Here is a 20,219-nt window from a genome sequence, read left to right as displayed (position 1 = left end):
AACGGCTTTAAATACATTTATTAATTAAGCAAAACTTCTACGCATGCAAAATTCGCAATCTTATTTGAGAAAAACAAATGTGTTTTTTCTTGCTTTTTATCTAAAAACAATAATCTCTTTACTTTCAACTACTTATCTTGCTTCATGCAAATAGCCCCACAGGGAGGCTATTGCATTTTTATAAGTATCTGACTTCTAGGATGATATATTAGAAAAGAATAAGGTTTTTAACTTTTTAAATAATCTGACAGATGGGAATACTTTAGTTTCTACATGGACTTACTGAGGCTTTTTCTTCCAATTCTGTTTGCTCCTATTATTTAGACTTATTCTATTTAAAGAGATTTTCCCTACTTATCTTTTTTGCCGAACAGGGAGAAATGAACATACCTTTTCGGATGTGATTTTAGATCTTCAAGAAGGCTGGCAGCATTGGCTGTTGTAGCATTCAAATTATTGTAAAGTGACGGATCGTTCAGTAATAAACCGATTGTATTGTCTTTCCTGCCTAATTGGTCTGTAATCATTTTTGCATTTGCTAAAGTCGAATCTATTCTGGCAAATGCGGCTGCGTAATCTATCTCTTTCAGGTTGTCACTGACAGTGACGAAATTATCTCCTATAGTATTCAGCTTTTTAGTAAGCTGAGGAATATCTTTACTCATAATGGCCTGTAGCTGTCGGCTGGTGACTTCCATGCTAGCCATTGTGTTTTGCACGCTGTGCAATGTACCGGGAATTGCCGGGTCTCCAAGGATTGTGTTCAGTGAAGCAAGGATGGAATCCAGTTTGGGAAGCATCTTTTCTACTTGAGGCATGATGGTGGCTACCTGGTCCATTACACCATTGTTGACGTTACCTTGTAGGGTATCACCTGTCAGATACTTTTCGCGTGGATTATTGGCAAGTAGCAAGTTCATTTTTACACCACCCATCAGTTCGGAGGCTAATTCGGCGGTACTGCCTTTAGGAATACGCAGTTCCGGGTCTACATCTATTTCCGCTACCACTTTTCCCGGTTCATTGTAGTCATAATAAAGGTCGCGTACAATACCTACGCGAAAGCCATCAGCAAAGACCGGACTTGATTTGGTCAGTCCATTAATGTTATGGAACTTGACGTAGAAATAGTTGGTAGGCTTAAACATATGAATGCCTTTCAGGTAGTTAATACCATATACCAATATGCAGAGAGCAATAATGCCCGCAATTCCTATTCTAACTTCTTTAGTAAGATACTTCATCATGATGTTATAGTCTTATTATTTATTTCTTTTCTTTTTAAATTCTTCGATAGCAACGCTGACGCTTGTCTTCTTTCCGTTTTTGAAAGCAATGATAAATGCGTCTTTGAATTTTGGTGCTATCTCCCGTTTAGTTCGTAATACCTTATTATAATCGGTCGATGCACCGTATGTATATTTACAAAGTCCGCCTTCCTGATAATACTCTACACCTTTCAGCCCTTTTAGTCGTTTGTCATTGGCGGCAAGCGGACGGGAAGAAGTAAGTATCTGTATTTTAAACACTGGAGCAGCACTATCGGTTTGCCTGTCAGCTACTTTTTCTGTATTTTGTTTGGTTTCGGTGTTATTGGAAACGGGGGGGGCAGGTATCTCTTCTTCTACCCTGCCGGCATCCGTATCCTCCGGTAGTAGGGTGCGGCTGCTTCCTGTCATCCGTATTTCATGTTCACGTTTATAAGACAGGAAAGCACGGAATATTCCGTTGGCAAGTGTGGTGGTTCCCGCTTCCGAATTGAGATAACGTTCTTCTTCCGGATTGGATATGAAACCGAGTTCTACCAGGATGCTGGGCATGGCACTCGCTTTCAATACAAGGAACCCTGCCTGGTGTACACCACGGTCTGCACGCTTACAGGTATGGCGGAATTCTTTCTGTACCAATGAGGCAAGGTGTACGCTCTGAGACATGTATTTATCTTGCATGAATTCAAAGATGATATAAGATTCGGCTGAGTTTGGATTGAATCCTGCGTACCGCGTCTTGTAATCACTTTCGTATAAAATTACGGAGTTCTCCCGTTTAGCGACTTCTAAGTTGGCATCCGACTTGGCTAAACCGAGCGTCCATGTAGAGGCTCCTTTGACTGTTTTACCGCCCGCTACGGAATTGGTATGAATGGAAATGAATAAATCTGCTTTAGCATTATTGGCTATTTCCGCGCGTCTGTCAAGTGGGATAAATACATCTCTTTCACGGGTATATACCACTTTTACATCAGGGCAATTCCTTTTTATCTGTTTGCCTAATTTGAGGGCAACATTCAGGTTGATAGTCTTTTCTTTGGAGATTCGGCCTAAAGCACCGGGGTCATGACCGCCATGTCCGGCGTCAATAACGACAACGAAGTCTTTTGCTTCGATGCTGGTAGTGCAAAAAGGAGAGATGAACAGCCCGAAGCAAATACAGATATATAATATGTGTCGTTTATATAGTTTCATACCCAAAAGTCGTTGCAAATGTAGTGGAAATTTATAGAAAACTCACGTTTTACATGAAGTTTTGTTACTTTTCCCCGGGATTTGTGAGAGATTTCTTTAAAACAGACTAACTTTGCACCCGCAAATTAAATAGAAAAAAGGTATGTTAGTTCGTTTTCTTAAGAACTGGACATTGCCACTGGCGATGCTTTCAGGTACTTTGGGATACTTTATCCTTGCAAATGTCCCTTTCTTGGCGCCTACCAAACCATATATTAGTGATTTGATTGCGTATATTACTCCGCTGCTGATCTTTGTCCAACTGTTGCTTACTTTTTGTAAAGTAGAAAAACTGAATGAACTGAAACCTAAAGCATGGCATGGCTGGTTGCTGCTGTTTCAGACAATTTCATGTCTGGCGATTGCCGCTTTGCTGGTATGCTGTCCGATGGATGAAATATATCGGGAAGTATTTGAGGGGGCGATGGTTTGTGTGATTTGTCCAACTGCTACTGCAGCGGCTGTCATCACTGGCAAGTTGGGAGGCAGTGCATCTACGTTGACTACTTATACCTTATTGTCTAATTTGCTGGCGGCAGTAGCGGTTCCTTTGGTTTTTCCGTTAGTGGAGCCTCATGCTGACATGACTTTCTTTGCCGCTTTCTTGAAAATCCTGAGTAAAGTGTTCCCGTTGTTGTTGTTCCCTTTCTTCCTGGCGTGGTTTCTGAGAGTGTTTATGCCCCGTGTACACCATTTTTTATTGGGTTTCCATGATCTTGCTTTTTATTTGTGGGGCGTAGCGCTTGCTATTGTATCCGGACAAACAGTTCGTTCCCTGGTAATCAGTGATGCACCGGTTTCGGTGGAAATATTGATAGCCTTTGCCGGATTAGTGGCTTGTTGCCTGCAATTCTTTTTGGGTAAGAATATAGGTGGACGTTATAATGACCGTATCAGTGGCGGGCAGGCACTGGGACAGAAAAATACGGTTCTTGCTATCTGGATGGCATATACTTATCTGAATCCACTTTCCTCCGTGGGACCGGGATCTTATGTCTTATGGCAGAATCTGATCAATAGCTGGCAGCTATGGAAAAAAAGAAAGAGGGAAGAAGCGCAACATTAACGCAACAGCAATTCTTCCTCGTTATATCTTGGCCTGTCCTTTACTTCAATGTAGATTTTACCGATATATTCGCCTACAATTCCCAGGGATACCAATATTGTACCACCTACCAGCCAGAGGGAAATCATCAGAGATGACCATCCGGGCACAGTGTCGTGGAAATAGTAAGCGCGTAGCGTCCAGATGGTGACGCATACGGCTATCAGTATAAAAATACAGCCCAGCCAGAAAACCATGCGCACAGGTTTGACTGAGAAAGATGTGATTCCGTCGATGGCAAAGTTCAACATCTTCTTGAATGGATATTTCGATTCTCCGGCAAAACGCTTGTCGCGATTATAGTAAACACAGGCGGTTTGGTAACCGATGAGAGGCACCAGTCCGCGCAGATAGAGATTGCGCTCGCGAAAACGGCAAAGTTGTTGGATAGCACGGCAACTCATCAAGCGATAATCCGCATGGTTATAAACCGACTTTACTCCCATTATTTTCATCAACTTGTAGAAAGCGAGGGCAGTGGTACGTTTGAAGAAAGTGTCGGTTTTACGTTCCCGGCGTACACCATAAACAATGTCACATCCCTCCCGGTAGCGTTCGAGCATTTCGGGAATGGCGTTGACATCATCTTGCAAGTCGGCATCTATGGAAATGGCAACATCACATCGTTCTTTGACGGCATTCAGTCCGGCCATGAGTGCATTTTGGTGTCCCACATTTCCGGCTAGATTCAGCCCACAGGCATAGGGGGTATTTTGGTGTAAATCCTTGATGATAGGCCAAGTCTGATCTGTACTGCCATCATTTACATATAAGATATAACTATCCTGAGAAATGTGTCGTTCTGCTATCAGTTTATCCAATAGGAGACTGAGTCTTTTATGTGTTTCGTGTAATACAGCTTCTTCTTTGTAGCAAGGTACTACGATAGCGAGTACTGGAGATTTTTCCATAATCAATTATTCTTTTTGCAATATTCGTAAGAAATCGGGAGAAAAACAAATTATCTTTCTTTGTATTTGAAAACAAATCTCACTAGCAGGAAGTTTACCGGGATAGCGATGGTAAATACCGGTATGGGGGCGAAGGGTTTGGAAAAGCCTAACCAAAGGAACAGATTCAGTAAACTTATATGCAGGATATAGTTGATCAGATGGGCTCCCCCGAAGCCAAAAGCTTTCTTCCAGGATGGCTTCTTTCCGAAGGTAAAAAGGGCTGTCAGATAAAAATTAGCAATAAAGCTGAGTATGTAGCCTATGCTGTAGGCTATATTTACATTGATGAATCGCTGGAATATAAAATATAAACCATAGTGCAGAGCGGTGGCAAAGACACCTACCATAATGAAACGAATAAATTCCGGCAGTTTTTTCTGTCTCTTCATATTCATAGAATTGAGAAGGCAAAGTTAGGGATTGTTGCAGAATAATTCGTACTTTTGCGCACAGAAATCACTAAAAACAGAAATATATGTCAGATGATAGGAAGAAAGCGTTCTGGTTTATAGCGCTACTCAGTATGCTTGTGATACTCCCTTTTCTGGGGGAAACCATTTTTTATTCTAAAGGTGAACCACGTGAGGCCATTGTTGCCTTTTCTATGTTAGAGAGTGGTAACTGGATACTTCCGGTGAATTATGGTACCGATATAGCTTATAAGCCTCCTTTCCTCTACTGGGCCATTGCTGCCATCTCTTCTCTTTTTGGAGGAGTGTCAGAGTATTCATCCCGCCTGCCGTCTGCTATTGCATTCCTGGCTATGCAGTTGGTGTTCTTCTCTTTTATAGCAAAACGTAAGGGTGTAAAAACAGCTTTTCTGGCTTCTATCCTTCTTCTGTCTTCTTTTGAAGTACATCGGGCAGCGGTAGCTTGCCGTGTAGATATGTTGCAGGTGTCGTTTATTGTTATTTCATTGTGTTTACTGTTTCGTTGGGATGAGAAGGAGTGCCGCGGCATTCCCTGGCTGGCTGTTTTACTGATGGGCTGTGCCACATTGACCAAAGGACCGGTAGGTTCTATATTCCCATGTGTCTGTATCGGTATTTACCAGTTGTTGCGTGGACGTTCTTTCTGGAAGACATTCTTCTTGTTATTGCCTGTAGGAATCCTTTCTTTGATTCCTTATGCAGCCTGGGCGGGCGCAGCTTATGCACAAGGCGGACAGTCTTTTGTCGATTTAATGTTGGAAGAGAATACCGGTCGCTTCATGGGAAAGATGTCCTACGGATCACATGAGAATCCGATATGGTATAATTTCCTAACTGTTATCTGGGGCTGGATACCCTGGACTTTGGTATTGCTGATATCTCTCTTTGGACTGAAATGGAAAAACATGCGTGTGTTACCTGAGGGGATATCTTTCGGCGAACGTATTGGGAAAGCCTGGAAAAAATTCCGTTCACAGTCGCCCTTGCAATTGTTCACATGGGTGGTAATTCTCTTTATTTTCATATTCTATTGCATCCCCAAGAGTAAACGTAGCGTTTATCTGCTTCCCATCTATCCATTTATGGCAGTGCTGATAGCTGAATATTTATTAGCTTTGGTGCAGCGTGGGGCAAAAGTATTTAAAATCTCTGCACATATATTTGCGTCTCTGTGTTTGATACTTACGGTTACTTTCATAGTGGTACGTTTAGGGCTGATACCGGATAGTCTTTTTGGAACCGGTCGTCATGCTGCTGAAAATGTATCTTTTATGCATGCTTTGGAATCGGTTTCTCTGTCTATTCCTAAATGGTGTCTGGTGGTGCTTCCTTTGATAGCGGCCGTCTGCACATGGATGGGAGTAGCGAAGCGGGCCGGCGCTTACTCCTTATTATATAGTATCGCCGGATGTATGCTTTGTCTTTTCGTTTCTCTGGATGGGGTCTATCAACCTACGGTGTTGGCAGTTAAATCGGACAAGCACCTGGTTAACCAAATCAGGGAATATGTGCCGCAGGGAACGGTCTACTCATATGATGGCATGAGCTTCTATTGTGCAAATTTCTATATGAATGATCAGATGCGTCATTTTGAGAAGGATTTGCCGTCCGGTGAGGGATATGTTGTTTTGCCGGAGAGAGGAAAAGAACTGTTGTTTGAAGAATTTGGAAATACATACGACTTTGAAGAGATTTTCCTTACGAAGAAGCGCAGTTGCGATTTGCGTGATGAGATTTATATGTATAAGTTTAAAAAGAAATAAATGTCACCCGTTACAATCATCGATAAATATTATCCGGAGGATAATGAACGGAAACACATCTTGTTGGTGCATAGTCGTTTGGTGGCCGAGAAGGCTCTTTCAATTGCTGATCACCATCCGGAGCTTCAGTTGGATAAAGACTTTTTATATGAAGCCGGCATGCTGCATGATATCGGAATCTTTCTGACTAATGCTCCGGGAATCTTCTGTTTTGGCGATCAGCCCTATATCTGTCATGGCTATTTAGGGGCAGATCTGATGCGTCAGGAAGGATATCCCCGGCATGCGTTGGTATGTGAAAGGCATACGGGCGCAGGACTATCTCTGGATGATATTATTTCGCAAAACCTGCCAGTACCTCATCGGGATATGCTCCCGGTTAGCCTGGAAGAGCAAGTCGTTTGTTTTGCCGATAAGTTTTATTCCAAGACTCATCTGGAGCGGGAAAAAACAGTGGAGAAAGCCCGAAAAAGTCTTTCAAATTTCGGTAATGCAGGTCTGAAACGTTTTGATCGCTGGTGCGAACAGTTCTTGTAGCAATCTAAATTTCTTTAAAAAGGGAGATTATCCGTATAATTTACGTACTTTTGTCCCTTCAAGCGGAAACTATAAGTTGATTACGCCATTGAAAGCAAATACATTCATATCATTCATACTACTACTTGTCTTACTCCTGCTCTCCGGCGAGGCTTTTTCGCAACGTCGGCGTGGAAGAACTGTTCCCACAGGAACCGAGCGGACAGACACCTTTAATATAGAAGGTGTACAAAGAGGAGACACTTTATTGAAGGGGGATACCCTGCAAAACGATACGATACAATTGCAGCCTGCCGGTAAGAAAAAGCAACCTTTGGATGCTCCGGTGATTTATGAAGCTACTGACTCTATTGTGTTCACTCAGAATGGTATTGCCAATTTATATGGAGATGGGAAGGTGAACTATCAGAAGATAGAGTTGGCTGCCGAGGTGATTACTATGAATATGGACAGTAGTACGGTTTTTGCCCATGGTGTGGAAGACTCATTAAAAGTCATACAGGGGAGACCAGTCTTCAAAGATGGGGATACACCTTATGAGACGAATACGATTCGGTATAATTTTAAGAGTAAAAAGGGCTTGATTAGTAATGTAGTCAGTCAGCAAGGTGAAGGATATGTGACCGGTAATAATGCTAAGAAGGGTATGAACGATGAGCTGTACATGAAGAGCGGCCGTTATACTACCTGTGATAATCACGATCATCCTCACTTCTACATGCAGATGACCTATGCCAAAGTACGCCCCAAGAAAAATGTAGTGACGGGGCCTGCTTATCTGGTTATTGAGGATGTCCCGCTACCTCTTGCCGTACCGTTTTTCTTCTTTCCTTTCTCCAGTAGTTATTCATCAGGTTTCATCATGCCAAGTTATATGGATGACTCTACCCGTGGATTTGGTTTGACGGATGGCGGTTACTATTTCGCTATCAGCGACAAGATGGATTTGAAACTGCGCGGTGATATCTTTACTAAAGGCTCCTGGGCTTTGAATGCGGAGACCAATTATAATGTTCGTTATAAATTCTCCGGTCTGTTTCAGGCCAGCTATCAGGTGACTAAAACCGGTGATAAAGGCCTGGATGACTATGCAGTAGCAAAAGACTTCAAAGTTGTTTGGTCACATCGCCAGGATCCCAAGGCCAGTCCGAATTCGTCATTCTCGGCCAGTGTGAACTTCTCGTCCAGTAGCTACGAGCGTACTAATATCGGTAATATGTACAATGCGCAGGCTATGACGCAGAATACCAAAACATCCAGTATCAGCTACTCACGTAACTTCCCCGATCAGAAACTTTCTATTGCTGCTACCGGTAATATTGCGCAGAGTATGAAGGATTCTTCGATTGCCGTAACTTTACCGGATTTGAATATTACTTTGAGTACTATTTTTCCTTTCAAACGGAAAAATGCAGTAGGTAATGAGAAGTGGTATGAGAAGATTTCTCTCCGCTATAGTGGCCGCCTTTCTAACAGTATTACTACGAAAGATGATCTTCTGTTCAAATCCAATCTGGTGAAGGACTGGAAGAACGGAATGAAACATGAAATACCTATCAGTGCTACGTTTACATTGTTCAAGTACTTCAATGTAACTCCATCGGTGAGTTATACGGAGCGTTGGTATACACGTAAGGTGATGAAAGACTGGGATCCGAATATAGGTACCAGTGGGCGGGAAGTAGAAACTGATACTATTTATGGTTTCCATCGAGTATATAACTATAGTGCCAGTCTGGGTGTTAATACAAAGATTTATGGTATGTATAAACCTTTGTTTATGAAGAAAAAGGAAATACAGATTCGACATGTCATAACTCCTTCTGTCAGTATCAGTGCAGCTCCTGACTTTGGTTCTTCCCGCTATGGTTACTATGATACTTATATTAAACCCAATGCTGATGGAACACAAGATACGATCACTTATTCTCCATATGCCGGACAAATGTTCGGAGTGCCTGGACAAGGAAGATCTGGAAATATTTCATTCCAGATATCCAATAACTTGGAAATGAAATATAAGGATAAGAATGACTCAATACGCAAGGTCAGTCTGATTGATGAGTTGGGTGCGAGTATTTCTTATAATACGGCTGCTAAGGTGCGTCCATGGAGTAACCTGACATTAAATTTGCGTTTGAAATTGAGTAAGAACTATACCTTCAGTATGAGTTCAGTCTTTGCTACTTATGCTTATGCCTTTGATAAAAACGGTAGGGTTGTAACGAGTGACCGCACAGAGTGGTCTTACGGACGTTTTGGACGTTTCCAGGGCTATGGGAACTCTTTCAGTTACACGCTTAATAACGATACATGGAAGAAGTGGAAAGCATTCTTTACCGGAGAGAAGAGTGAAGATGATGGAAAAGGAAACGAACAGACTGATGCGGACAGTGAAAGTGACGAAACTGATGATGCGGGAACAAGTAATACGCCTACCAAGCGGAAGAAGGAAAAAGCTGCTGTAGATGATGACGGTTATCAGGTTTTCAAAATGCCTTGGTCTATAAATCTAAGTACAGGTTTTAATATAACAGAAGATACCTCCAGACCAATCAACAGAGAGAGCATGCGTTATCCGTATAAGTTTAGTCTGAATGCGCTTAATATTAATGGTAATGTTAAGATTTCCAATAAGTGGGCAGTCAGCTTCAACTCCGGTTATGACTTTAATGCTAAAAAGATAGTACAGACTTCTTTCAATATAACGCGTGACTTGCACTGTTTCAGCATGTCTGCCAGTCTTTCTCCATTTGGTACATGGAAGTACTATAGCTTCGTTATCCGTGCCAATGCCAGTATTCTGCAAGATTTGAAATATGATAAGAAGAGTCAGACACAGACTAATATTAAATGGTATTAAGAATCCATTTGATATTCCTTTCACTGCATTTGCTTTTTCATAAAAAATATCCCCTTCTATACTGTTGAAACGATTTATTTATCGGAATGCTTCAGTGTAGAAGGGGATATCTTTTTTTCTGATTAGGAATTGCTTTTTACCACGCTATTTCTTGTTCTCCATGTTCTTTCAAATAGGCATTCGCTCTGCTAAAATGCTTATTTCCAAAGAAGCCATTGTAGGCAGATAGGGGAGAGGGATGTGCAGAAGTCAGAACAAGATGCTTGCTCCGGTCGATGAATGCACCCTTACGCTGTGCATAAGATCCCCAGAGGATGAATACGAGGTGTTCACGCTGTTCGGCAAGGACACGTATGGCGGCGTCCGTAAAAGTCTCCCAGCCGCGGTTCTGATGAGAACCTGCCTGATGGGCACGGACAGTTAAGGTTGCATTCAGGAGCAGGACGCCTTGCTCGGCCCAGCGGGTCAGATTTCCAGTGGTGGGAGCATCTGTACCAATATCATCTTTTATTTCTTTGAATATATTAATCAATGAAGGAGGGAAACGAACTCCGTCGTTCACAGAAAAGCATAAACCATGAGCTTGTCCGGGACCGTGGTAAGGGTCCTGACCGATGATAACTACTTTCACCTTATCGAATGGGCAAAGATTGAAAGCGTTGAATATGAGCTTTCCCGGAGGGTATATCGGATAATGACTGTATTCTTCCCGTACAAAATCCGTTAGTGTATGAAAATAATCTTTTTCAAATTCCGGTTCCAAACGTGCTTTCCAACTTTCTTCTATTTGAACGTTCATAATTTTGTGTGTTAAAAGTTTCGGATGCTAAGATACAATTTTAATCTGATTCCTGTAATAGAGCATTCTTTTTATTTCTTCGAACAGAGATAAACAGAAAAGGCAGAAATCATAAAATCTCTGCCTTTTCTATTGTTCGCCCAGCATGGATATATTCTAATGGGTGCAAGTCCCTTACACACCCTGATAGTGGGAAGTGTTTAGCCAACGCCAAGGGTGTCCATCGTGAGGTGGAATCCAAAGGAAGGTCTCGGCAAACATCTGGCCTGACGAACAGAAACCGGATAAAAGGCTAAAGGATGTGGGTAAGTCTGCAATGCAAGACAAAGCCCGATAACTATCCGGAAACATCCAAAGTAAATCCGGCAGGTATAAGATGGAAAGAATATATTCTTAACTGGGGAGGTCTCACAGACGTGCGGATGTATTTTTTTTTCAGAGGCACGGAGTAAAGCTTGTTGTGAGAAGTCAGCAGAAGACATAGTACCCGGAAAAAAAATCGACAGTCGGGGAAGGTCTGAACTTTATTTAAGCGAGTAGTCAATGAATGTTACCCGATGAAGGAACGAATGCAGAAAATATCAACATTGAGTGATAACTACCGGCAGAAGGATAGGACGGAATCCGAAAGCTATGTCGGAGTGCAGACTTTTATTGGGATAACTGAAAACCACCTCGTGGAAGTGCAATTTACCAAAGATGATTTATTAGAGCGCATCTTGTCACCTGCGAACATGAACCGTGCTTACAAACAGGTTGTGTCCAATGGCGGCAGTGGAGGTGTCGATAAGATGGAAACGGAAGATTTACTTCCTTACCTTAAATTCCATAAGGATGAGTTGATAAACTCTTTGCTTGACGGTATCTACCGTCCCAATCCTGTTCGCCGGGTTGAAATTCCCAAAGATGGAGGTAAGAAGCGTCAATTAGGTATTCCCACCGTTGTTGACCGTCTTATTCAACAATCCATCAGCCAGGTGCTTAGTCCACTTTACGAACGTCACTTCAGTGACAACAGTTTTGGTTTCCGGCCTAAACGGAGTGCTCACCAGGCCTTGCAGCGTGCCCAATCATATATCAGTGACGGTTACAGATACTGTGTTGATTTGGACTTGGAAAGGTTCTTCGATACGGTCAACCATAGCAAGCTGATAGAGATTTTGTCTCGCACAGTGAAGGATGGTCGTGTTATCTCCCTCATCCATAAATACCTTATCTCTGGTGTAATGGTGGGTGGACATTACGAAAGCCGTGCTCATGGCACCGTCCAAGGTGGTCCTTTGAGTCCGTTGCTGAGCAACATCATGCTCCATGAATTGGACATTGAGTTGGCATCTCGTGGTCACAAGTTTGTTCGTTATGCTGATGACTGCATGATTTTCTGTAAGAGTAAACGTTCTGTGTTACGTGTAAAGGAGAGTATAACTACTTTTCTTGAGAGGCACCTTTTCTTAAAGGTTAATGTAGATAAGACTAGCGTTGGTTATATTCGCGGAATGAAGTTTTTGGGATACTCATTTTATGTTCATAAAGGAGAGTGTCGCCTATCTGTCCATCCTAAAAGCTATCTTAAATTGAAAACTCGGTTGAAAGAGTTGACAGGAAGAAGTAATGGTATGGGCTATGATAAACGCAAGGTGGAACTTCGTCTGTTTATACGAGGGTGGATAGACTACTTTCAGTTAGCAGATATGCAGAGTTATTTGAAACGAATAGACGAATGGCTTCGCCGTAGAATACGGATGTGCATCTGGAAATGTTGGAAGAAGATTAGAACGAAGTTTGTAAACTTGCAGAAGTGTGGTATCAGTAGGTTTTATGCTTGGCAACATGCCAATACTCGATTGGGATATTGGAGTGTAGCCGGTAGTCGCATACTTACCTCTGCAATGAACAATGACAAATTGAAACTATCGGGATACCCTACCTTGATGGAGTATTACAGTAAATTGCATCGCAGATAAAGAACCGCCACGTGCCGAACGGCATGCGTGGTGGTGTGAGAGGTCGGAAAACGAAAGTAGGAAGAAAACTACTCCGTTTTCCTCCTACTCGATTGTATCTGAGTATTAAATCAAGTAAATATTGTGTTCCTTACATTCCTCACGCATATCTTCCGGCCAGATACTGGCTTGAATTTCGCCGATATGAGCTTTTCTTAAATAGAACATACAAAGACGTGATTGCCCGATACCACCACCTATAGAAAGGGGCAATGTGTCATTCATCAGACGTTTATGGAAATAGAGTTCCAGTCGTTTTTCTTCTCCCTCTTGTTTCAGCTGGCGTTGCAGGGCTTCCTTATCTACACGGATACCCATGGATGATAGCTCAATGCTGCGCTGCAATACATTATCCCATAATAAAAGGTCACCATTCAAGCCCGGAAGACCATTCAACCCTTCTGTGGTATAGTCATCATAGTCCGGGGCGCGTCCGTCGTGTTTCTCTCCATCGCTTAGTTTGCAGCCAATACCGATAATGAATACAGCACCATATTTTTTCGTAATGGCATGTTCGCGACATTTGGGTTCCAGATCCGGATAAAGTTGACGTAACTCTTCCGCATGAATGAAATGTAACTTCTGAGGCAGACAAGGCTTAATCTGAGGGTACATTTCATACACCATATATTCTGTACGTATCATGGCTGCATAAATACGGGTCACAATTTCTTTCAGGAAGTTCACGTTCCGGTCTTCGGTAGTGATGACACGTTCCCAGTCCCATTGGTCTACATAGAGAGAATGAAGATTTCCCAACTCTTCGTCTGAGCGTATGGCATTCATGTCCGTATAAATACCATATCCGGATTCAATATTATAGTCTGCCAATGTCAATCGCTTCCATTTGGCAAGAGAATGTACTACTTCGGCTTGCGCATCTCCCAAATCTTTGATAGGAAATGATACTGCACGTTCTACGCCATTCAAATCGTCATTAATACCCATACCTTTCAATACGAAAAGCGGGGCTGTGACACGACGCAAACGTAATTCCGATGAAAGGTTCAATTGGAAGAACTCTTTGATCTGTTTGATTCCTAATTCTGTTTGTTTTAAGTCCAACAAGGGTTTATAACCCTTTGGTTTTATCAGATAACTCATAAGTGCGTACTATGTTTTTGTTCGGCAAATATAGGTATAATATTTATATTTGCATCGTATTTGGCTAATTTTATGAGCAATTTGTTTCTTGTTAACCAGTTGTGGCTCTCAAAATAATATTCTTATTTATAGGCTTTTACTGTAAAAAAAGACAAATCATTAGGAATATGCCCGATTTTTTTATACTTTTGTCCCCGCATTTAAGGCTCCGTAGCTTAGTGAATAGAGCGTCAGATTCCGGTTCTGAAGGTCGTGCGTTTGAATCGCACCGGGGTCACTTGGAAATCCTTGGTAATCAATAGATTATCGAGGATTTTTTATTGGGCACATTACTCTTCAGACGAAGAATTATGCTTTAATATCGCTAATATACCACACTTGTTTCCTAATAGTTTCCTAATTTAAGTAAGAGCTAAGATGCTGACTATTAGAGAAGAAATCAAGAAAGGTGAGGTTAAGAGTGACGGAACTTATAATGTAAAGCTTAGGTTTACTCTAGACCGTAAGTTTAAGAGATTGTCTACAAGTCTCTTTGCAACATCTAAGGACTTAACCAAGTCCTTGAAGCTGAAGGAAGGAACTCCTATTAAGCGGGAAGTTGATAATCTTGTCCGTACTTATCAAGGCATATGTGCTAAACTTCAGTTGGAAGTGAATGCTTGCACTTTAGATGATGTGTTCGATTACTTAAAGTCAGAGCGTGAGCGAACACGGTCTATAGATTTCATTCAGTTCTGTAAGGAATGGTTGGAGACGACAAGTATTAAGGGAAGGAAGAACTATCAGTCTGCCCTTAATTCTTTTATGAACTATTTAGGTAAGGAACATTTAAAGACAGATGAAGTTACCTCTCAACTCCTAAATGGTTTCAAGGCATATCTCAACCTTAAGAGAGAAGAATTGGTGATTCAATTACAGAAGCAGGGTAAACGAATACCTTCCAATAGGACAGTTTCACTCTATTTGGGAAGCATAAGACATCTCTTCAATGAAGCTAAGAAGAAATATAATGATTATGATAAGAATATAATTCTTATACCTAACTCTCCATTTGAACATGTAGAAGTTCCTAGGCAGGAAGCTACACGTAAACGAGCAATACCGGTAGACATTATTAAGAAGGTATGGAATCTACCTTATAAGGATATGAAGAAAGGTTATAAGGCTACATGCCGTTATAATCTAGCTAAAGATTGCTTCATACTCTCATTCTGCCTTATGGGTATGAACTCAGCAGACCTTTATAATGCCACTGAGATGGAAGGCAATACAATCATCTATAATCGTACCAAGACGAAAGACCGTAGATTGGATAAAGCTCAAATGAAGGTTGATATACCTAAGTTAATCCTGCCTCTCATTGAGAAGTATAAGGATATGACAGGCAAACGTCTATTCAACTTCTATCAATACTATGTTGACGAGAAGGGATTTAACAAGGCAATCAATTATGGCTTAAAGGAGATTGGAGCGTTGTTGGAAGTGGACGATTTAGAATATTATGCTGCCCGCCATTCATGGGCTACTATAGCACTTAATAAGGTTGGAATTGATAAATACACTGTTCATGCAGCGTTGAATCATGTTGACGATGCAATGAAAGTAACAGACATTTATATTGAGCGTGATTTCGTGATGGAGAACAAAGCTAATGCTAAGGTTATGAAGTATGTTTGGGATAAATGACCAGATACCCCCGCTTGTAGTAATGCAAGTGGGGATAATTTATCTATCTTTGTTGTCCAAATGCTTAGATTAATGGAATTAACAGAAGATAAATTAGAATACATTGCCTTCGTTGCAAGAAGATATTGTAGACCAGATGAGTTTATGGACGATGATACATTGGAACTGGCAGAGCTTACTGCTACGGACATATTTAAGAATAGGTTCTCCATCCTTGAAGAACAGTACAATGATAAGTATGAGGAATTCATTTCAAATCTTGAAATCCAGAAGACGCTTACAATCTATAATCTCAATCCTGATAAGTTCTGGTTACTATTCCTCTTTGCCACAGACTTCACTAATAGTTGCTTTAGCTATGAGATAAAGTCTCCTCCAACTACTCGTGAGACCATAATGGATTTATATGACATGCTTAATGATACCTTGCAGATTAAGAGAGAACTACATACTGAATATGAGAATCCTCATAATACACAATTAATATTAAAGACAGAAGGGAAGACGGTATCAACCGACAATCCCATCTTATTACATCTATTCAAGAAATTTTGTGCAGAGCATCTGCTTTCTGTTGATAACTCACTTGATATAGTACCATATTGGAGTTCTACAACTGAAGAAGATAAGGTCAGAACTCGTAAGATGAAATTCTTCGTTGAGCTGTTCAGATACTTTCTGGATGCTCATATAACTGCTGTTAAGCCAAGTAAAATGACATTCATAGGTAGATTCTTATACCTTGCTAACATCGCAGAGCAGGAATGGTTTTACACAAGTTATTTGCATACTCCCATTACTAAGAGAAACTGGTTTATGATTAAACAATTTGGAACAGTAACCTTGAACGGAATTGAATATATTAGAGAGCCTGTAGATGTTGGTAAGAAAGTAGCAGATACCATCAAGAAGTGTACAGACTATGCTCCTATAAGTACTTCAAATTACTTTTATGTAATGTCTTAATAATCAGACGACTAATATTTAGGGAGAGCTGCATAATCAGCTTTCCCTAAAGCTCTTTACCCTAAATTACTTCCCTTCCTCCTAAATTCATAATACTTTTGCCTCCGTAATCAGAAACGATAAGGTACCAAAATTGATGATTATAGTAATTAAAATCATTAATCTTCTAAATAATAATATATATGGAAGCAATTACTAAGACAGTAGGAGAGACTACAATAAACATTGATTCAGTAGCTAACGCTAAATCAGGAAAGGTTGTGCGCACTACAAGTTTGAAACAACAACTGGTTAAAGCTGAGAGGGATTTAAAGAATATGATTAATAGGAAGCAGGATGAAGCAGTAATTAATTGCCAAAGACAAATCATTGAGCGATTAAAGCAAGCTAAAGTTAAGAAAGATAGTAAAAAGGAAGCCCTTGCTCTCACTCTTAATGATGAACCTATAACATTCCAATTAACCAAGACTGGTGAGAAGGTCTCCAAGAGGATTGCCTTTGTGAAACATAATAGAACCATTGATTCTAAGAAGGTAGATGAGTTCATTGGCATTATTGCTAATGGTAAATATGAAGATGCCTATCCTATCATCGTTGTAGAAGCCAAAGAACTGATAAAAGCTGGCTATACTATAACAGATGTAAACAGTAGAGCACTAACAGAAGAAGAGGTAGAAGACTACTTTGTAATCTTAGATGGTCAACATAGAAGTACTGCATTTGCTAAACTTAATTCTGTTAACGGTGACATAGTTATCCCTAATGTCTTTGTTAAAGAGATTAAAGATATGGGAGAGAATGTGGGAGGTTATCTGGAAGAAATCAATAGAATTGGCAACTGGGATATGAAAGCTAAGGTAGGTGTTGCCGCTCTGACCTCTAAAGATAAACTCTTTGAGAATATGGATGAATTAATCCAACAAGGATTCAACCCAACGACGGCAGGTTTGATTTACACCAAGAAGAATATTCCAGAGAAGACACTAAACAAGGTCTTAAAAGGAGGAGAGTACAAGCTATCCAAAGATGCCATAGTTGACATCAAAAGAGGTAACGATTTCATAACACTATGTAAGGCTGCCAATATCAGCGTTCCATATCTTACTAAACGCTATTTCATTAAAGGCTTTAACAGCTATGCCAAAGTACATGGTGAGGAGCAAGCATTTGAGGCTTTGGAGAAACTAAAGCAATTAGAGCTTAATGACGAGAAACTAAAGCAGGTAAAGGAAGATGATGATTTCCAAGCGATGCTTCAAGAAGCTCTGAATGCTTAATCCATACCCCAGAGAAAGCCAATGTGAGAGGTTGGCTCTTCTACTCTCAATTCTTCCAGAGTGGTGAATTACCTATATATAATAAGGTAGTTTACCCTAATAAATGAAGCTGAGAGCAATCTGTAGTCTGATTATTGAGGTCACAGGTAGCAGCTTATAAATCACCAAGTAGAGATGATGATAGAGTTGAAATTCCCAAAGAGTGGTGAATTACCCCTATATAATAGTACTGATTATCCCAGTATTCAGAGTTGAGAATTATTTAAAGTCCAATAATCAAGGTCGCAGATAACAGATTTTAAATCACCAAAGATAAATTATGATAAAGTTAGATATTCAAGAGCGGGACGGTTATCTCATTATGGATGACTTCCCAGAGAATTGCATCTTCAACAAGGTTAAGACTGGATGCGGTGCTACTACGATAGCACTTACTAATAACGAGAATTACATTATTGCCGTACCTACGACAGAGTTGGTAATTAATAAGTGCTACCCGCCTAAAGATAAGGATGGTAAGGACATTACTTGGAAGAAGTCACAGATTCAAGCAGGGGTAAGTCCTACTAATGACAGACTGTTTGGCTTATATGATAAACTCAACAGGACGGTGAAAGCTAAGTTAAGTAAGTTCCTTAAACAGGACGGAGTTAAGAAGATAATCTGTACATATGATAAGGTAGATAAACTGATTGACCTCATTAATCCGCTTGAATTTAAGATACTTGTGGATGAGTATCACAATCTGTTAAAGCAATATGGGTTTAGGACAATGGTAATAAATCAAATCATGGAGAAGTTTAAATGCTTCAAGTCTCATTGCTTCTTAACTGCAACCCCTATCCCAGAACGGTTTAAACCCGACATATTCGCAGAGATGGAAGAATATGTTGCCAACTGGAAGACGGTGGATAAGATTACAGTCTATCCTTACCCTTGTAAGAACGCAAGTACTACAGCAGCTAAGATTATCAAGCACTATCAAGATATAGGCTACTTCGTCTTAGACGGGATTAAGAGTGAGGAAGCATACTTCTTTGTTAATAGTGTAAGAGAGATTAAGGAGATACTCAAGCAGTGCAAGTTAACTAATGACGACTGTAGAATTATATGTGCTGATGATGAATTGAATCATTATAAATTGGAAGGCTTTGAGATATCCAATTCAACAGCTCCCGCCAAACGGTTTACATTCGTGACTTGCAAGGCATTTGAAGGAGTGGACTACTACTCTGAAACGGCAATATGCTTTATCGTTAGTAACGGCTACAACAAGCATACCCTAATCAGCATTGACATGGATATACCCCAGATTGCAGGACGTATCAGAACTAAGTCCAATCCGTTTAGGAATAAGATAGTACATATCTTCAACCCCAAGGCTATGAATTACTACCTTCCGTTTGATGTGATGAAGGAGAGCATAGAGGACGAACTTGCTACTGCCTGCAGAAGAGCAGAGCAACTGAATAAGGAGACTGATATAAAGATATTAAAGCAGCAGGATAAGGAGTTTGAGAGACTGGGCGTTCATACATATATTATCAAGAAAGGTGACAGATACGAAGTCAATGACATGGTTGCCCAGTTAAAGCTCTATCAACATTGGACTACAAATATAATATATAGGTCGTCAGAAGCACTGCAAGAGGCTTATAAGAAATTAGGCATAGTAATCAACCAAGGCTATGAATGGGACATTGCAGACGAGGATATAATGAAGAATATTCTTGCATCGCCACAGTTCAGAGATTATCATAAACGGTTCTGTGACTTAAAGAGCAAGGAGGGCATGCTATCAGATAGCGAAGAACAGGAGTTAGAAACCATATCTACAAAGCATCCAATATTGGTAGAGGGATATAGTAAGTTAGGAGTTAATACACTAAGACAATTACGAGCAAAGAAAGCGATAAATGCTGCATTAGAAGAACTGGAAGAAAGGTAAACGCACTGCCATACTACTAATTAACACCCCCTCTCATGCTCCAAAGGGAAAAGCATCCTTAGAAGAGCAGAGAGGGTACACTCCCATTCACACTAAAACCAATGTTCTCCGGCACCTCCAAGCTAACCCTATTAAGCTCTCTGTAGACGTAAACACAATATAGCCTTAGATGTACTTGTACAACACTAACAATTCTATAGCGAGTAGTAATGAAGTCTGGAACGTGAATGGAGTAATCCGTTCCATTATGGACTTCATTCATATTCCAGTAATTCAATCA

The 20,219-nt window shown here is 40.7% G+C and carries 15 protein-coding genes and 1 tRNA gene; 10 read left to right on the top strand and 6 right to left on the bottom strand.

Annotation, left to right across the window (positions count from 1 at the left end):
- Positions 1 to 350 precede the first annotated feature (350 nt).
- Both K6V21_RS26645 and K6V21_RS26640 read right to left on the bottom strand, forming a co-directional pair.
- Positions 351 to 1,244, bottom strand: a complete 894-nt coding sequence (locus K6V21_RS26645; RefSeq protein ID WP_025726019.1) for an MlaD family protein — start codon at positions 1,242 to 1,244, stop codon at positions 351 to 353.
- An 18-nt stretch (positions 1,245 to 1,262) separates the two neighbouring features.
- Positions 1,263 to 2,465 (bottom strand): N-acetylmuramoyl-L-alanine amidase, encoded by a 1,203-nt coding sequence (locus K6V21_RS26640; RefSeq protein ID WP_044266413.1) that lies wholly within the window; start codon positions 2,463 to 2,465, stop codon positions 1,263 to 1,265.
- A 142-nt stretch (positions 2,466 to 2,607) separates the two neighbouring features.
- On the opposite strand from K6V21_RS26640, the gene K6V21_RS26635 reads away from it, so the two are divergent.
- Positions 2,608 to 3,570: a transporter gene (locus tag K6V21_RS26635; RefSeq protein ID WP_224320458.1), complete on the top strand. Its 963-nt coding sequence runs from the start codon at positions 2,608 to 2,610 to the stop codon at positions 3,568 to 3,570.
- Here K6V21_RS26635 and K6V21_RS26630 read toward each other — a convergent pair.
- Positions 3,567 to 4,520: a glycosyltransferase family 2 protein gene (locus K6V21_RS26630; protein ID WP_224320457.1), complete on the bottom strand. Its 954-nt coding sequence runs from the start codon at positions 4,518 to 4,520 to the stop codon at positions 3,567 to 3,569. The genes K6V21_RS26635 and K6V21_RS26630 overlap by 4 nt on opposite strands.
- A 50-nt stretch (positions 4,521 to 4,570) precedes the next feature.
- A complete protein-coding gene (locus tag K6V21_RS26625; RefSeq protein WP_224320456.1) occupies positions 4,571 to 4,951 on the bottom strand; it encodes a GtrA family protein in 381 nt (126 codons plus the stop codon).
- A gap of 86 nt (positions 4,952 to 5,037) precedes the next feature.
- Between K6V21_RS26625 and K6V21_RS26620 the strand changes: the two genes are divergently transcribed.
- The 3 genes from K6V21_RS26620 (at position 5,038) to K6V21_RS26610 (ending at position 10,156) form a co-directional block, all read left to right on the top strand.
- Positions 5,038 to 6,756 (top strand): ArnT family glycosyltransferase, encoded by a 1,719-nt coding sequence (locus K6V21_RS26620; RefSeq protein WP_224320455.1) that lies wholly within the window; start codon positions 5,038 to 5,040, stop codon positions 6,754 to 6,756.
- Positions 6,757 to 7,293 carry an HD domain-containing protein gene (locus K6V21_RS26615; protein WP_007218937.1) on the top strand — a complete coding sequence of 179 codons (537 nt, stop codon included), beginning with the start codon at positions 6,757 to 6,759 and terminating at the stop codon, positions 7,291 to 7,293. It abuts the gene before it with no gap.
- A gap of 79 nt (positions 7,294 to 7,372) precedes the next feature.
- On the top strand, positions 7,373 to 10,156 hold the full coding sequence (locus tag K6V21_RS26610; RefSeq protein WP_224322103.1) for a putative LPS assembly protein LptD: 2,784 nt from the start codon (positions 7,373 to 7,375) through the stop codon (positions 10,154 to 10,156).
- A 136-nt stretch (positions 10,157 to 10,292) separates the two neighbouring features.
- On the opposite strand, the gene K6V21_RS26605 is transcribed toward K6V21_RS26610, so the two are convergent.
- The gene (locus K6V21_RS26605) at positions 10,293 to 10,955 is read right to left on the bottom strand and encodes a uracil-DNA glycosylase (RefSeq protein ID WP_007218939.1); all 663 of its coding nucleotides are present in this window, start codon (positions 10,953 to 10,955) and stop codon (positions 10,293 to 10,295) included.
- A gap of 557 nt (positions 10,956 to 11,512) precedes the next feature.
- On the opposite strand from K6V21_RS26605, the gene ltrA reads away from it, so the two are divergent.
- Complete coding sequence (gene ltrA / locus K6V21_RS26600; RefSeq protein WP_224320454.1) at positions 11,513 to 12,919, top strand: group II intron reverse transcriptase/maturase; 1,407 nt, start codon at positions 11,513 to 11,515, stop codon at positions 12,917 to 12,919.
- 105 nt (positions 12,920 to 13,024) lie between these two features.
- Here the strand turns inward: ltrA and asnA are convergent, their stop codons facing one another.
- A complete protein-coding gene (gene asnA / locus K6V21_RS26595) occupies positions 13,025 to 14,062 on the bottom strand; it encodes an aspartate--ammonia ligase (protein ID WP_224320453.1) in 1,038 nt (345 codons plus the stop codon).
- A 204-nt stretch (positions 14,063 to 14,266) separates the two neighbouring features.
- Here asnA and K6V21_RS26590 point away from each other — a divergent pair.
- From K6V21_RS26590 to K6V21_RS26570, 5 genes are all read left to right on the top strand, one after another.
- Positions 14,267 to 14,339, top strand: a tRNA-Arg gene (locus K6V21_RS26590).
- Between the two features lie 140 nt (positions 14,340 to 14,479).
- Positions 14,480 to 15,748, top strand: a complete 1,269-nt coding sequence (locus K6V21_RS26585) for a site-specific integrase (protein ID WP_224320452.1) — start codon at positions 14,480 to 14,482, stop codon at positions 15,746 to 15,748.
- Positions 15,749 to 15,820: 72 nt separating this feature from the next.
- On the top strand, positions 15,821 to 16,714 hold the full coding sequence (locus K6V21_RS26580) for a hypothetical protein (RefSeq protein WP_117987807.1): 894 nt from the start codon (positions 15,821 to 15,823) through the stop codon (positions 16,712 to 16,714).
- 182 nt (positions 16,715 to 16,896) lie between these two features.
- Positions 16,897 to 17,991 (top strand): hypothetical protein, encoded by a 1,095-nt coding sequence (locus K6V21_RS26575; RefSeq protein ID WP_224320451.1) that lies wholly within the window; start codon positions 16,897 to 16,899, stop codon positions 17,989 to 17,991.
- 319 nt (positions 17,992 to 18,310) lie between these two features.
- A complete protein-coding gene (locus K6V21_RS26570; protein ID WP_224320450.1) occupies positions 18,311 to 19,939 on the top strand; it encodes a hypothetical protein in 1,629 nt (542 codons plus the stop codon).
- The last annotated feature ends 280 nt before the right edge of the window (positions 19,940 to 20,219 follow it).

This window comes from Bacteroides cellulosilyticus, from assembly GCF_020091405.1.
In the GTDB taxonomy this organism is placed as follows: Bacteria; Bacteroidota; Bacteroidia; order Bacteroidales; family Bacteroidaceae; genus Bacteroides.
Note: the sequence above shows the minus strand (reverse complement) of the source record. Positions and strands in the feature narration are given on the sequence as shown.